General features: G+C 37.1%; 1 protein-coding gene and 1 pseudogene. Both read left to right on the forward strand.

What is annotated here, in order from left to right; genetic code table 11:
- Positions 1-716: 716 nt before the first annotated feature.
- Positions 717-1,316: a recombinase family protein gene (locus C9J46_RS21170; protein ID WP_107260804.1), complete on the forward strand. Its 600-nt coding sequence runs from the start codon at positions 717-719 to the stop codon at positions 1,314-1,316.
- A gap of 259 nt (positions 1,317-1,575) precedes the next feature.
- Positions 1,576-1,866: pseudogene (locus tag C9J46_RS21175) on the forward strand (hypothetical protein); the annotation flags it as partial.

The raw sequence follows: 1,866 nt of genomic DNA on the forward strand, positions 1-1,866 counted from the left end.
CTGCCTCTAATTTAAATTCAGCACTAAATAATCGTCTTGTTCGTTTTGTCATGATGTCACCTATCCATGTTAAGAGGTGATGATATCACCTCTGAGTAGGTGGCCAAATTTAATGTACCACTACATATAAAATTATTGATTGAAATATTTTTCTTGACCTAATTTCATAAGGTTATATCATAAACCTCAAGCGGAAATCCGTGAAGTTTCAGGTAAAAGGTTGTTGATAATTACAATTAAAAACGCATATATAAAAACATTAAAAACGCATATATAAAAACATTAAAAACGCATATATAAAAACATTAAAAACGCATATATAAAAACACTAAAACGCATATATAAAAACACTAAAAACGCATATATAAAAATACTAAAAACGCATATATAAAAATACAACGCCTCTAATACCTGATATTTATTATCTTATTGTAAGGTATTAATTATGAGTTTTCGTTTTAGTTTGTCAGGTATTTTTAAAGTTTGGTTCTTTAAAGCTTGTTCATTTAATCTTGAGTTAGACCTTAAAAAGTCAGCTACTAAAACAGATAAGTAATAGAAGAGCCCATAACTAAGTTATGGGCTTTTTTATTATAACTATACCCTAACGAAACCACTCTCTATTGCCTCTCAACCCTTACCGCTTCATTTGTGAAACCATCTATACTAAACTGATTTTAGAAACCAACTTAAATTAAACCAGTTTAGGGAAAACCATGCTGATCCGTGCTTACCTTCGCGCCTCAACCACCGAGCAAGATGCCCAACGGGCAAAAGAAGAACTGAAAGCCTTTGGCGCCAAATTTAATAGTCGTATTGCTGGCTACTACATCGAAAACCAATCTGGCACCAAGTTAGAACGGCCAGAACTCAACAAGCTAATAGACGATAGCGAAGCCGGTGATGTGTTGCTAATTGAAAAGATGGATCGCCTTACTCGTTTACCTTGGCTTGAATGGAAAACCTTAAAAGCCCGCATCATGGAAAAAGGGTTGGTGATAGTGGTGGTAGATCAGCCAATGACGCATGCAGTGTTCAGCGCGGGTGAGCAAAACAGCATTACCTTGGCCTTAACCGAGTTCATGTTGGATTTAGGTGCAGCCATGGCCCGTGATGATTACGAAACTCGCCATAAACGCCAAGCACAAGGCATTGCGAAAGCAAAAGCGGAAGGTAAGTACCGTGGGCGCCGTGTGAATGAGTCACTGCATCAAGATATACGTGATCAGTTAAAACTTGGGCGGAGTTATTCAGAAATACAGCAGAAGTTAGGCTGTAGCAGGGCGACAATAGCGAGGGTGGTGAAAGAGGGGTAGTTTTAGTGTGTTGGTAACAATACTTGTGTGAATTGCTTTCGGTGTGATTTGTTAAGTCTTTAACAAATAATAAATGCGGAACTTTAGCCACAAGTGATGCTGAAATGATGTAAAAACAGGGCTTAATGCCCTGTTTTTGTGTGTAATGTGATTCTGTGGTGCGCGATAGATGTTTATTGTTAAATAGAGCCTGTTTCGGGCAAATTATTGCCCCTTGTCTTTTTGTCTTATCATTTGGGAATAGTACAAGGATAAGACGATGTGGAAAGCAACCGAAGTTAGCGCAAAACCTAATGTTAAATATGCAAAGATTAAAAATACTCCTCCAGTAGAACCTCAAACAGAAGAACAAATACCAAAGCCTTTTAATACAGAAGAACCATTACCATCGCTTATTTCGGATAATTTCAATAAGGTAAAGTCTGATAAAGTTTTCGCTAAATCGTGCTCACAACCTTTTGGCAATACCGATGCGTGCCAAAAAAAAGAATCGATTAAAAATAGTTTTAATCCTTGGGGACTATTTATAAGTTCAGCAGAGGCAATGCCT

This window comes from Photobacterium sp. GB-36 (assembly GCF_003026135.1).
GTDB lineage: Bacteria > Pseudomonadota > Gammaproteobacteria > Enterobacterales > Vibrionaceae > Photobacterium.

Bases quoted from the DNA above. Each gene is read 5' to 3' on its own strand.
- C9J46_RS21170 (WP_107260804.1), top strand. From the start codon at position 717: ATGCTGATCCGTGCTTACCTTCGCGCCTCAACCACCGAGCAAGATGCC.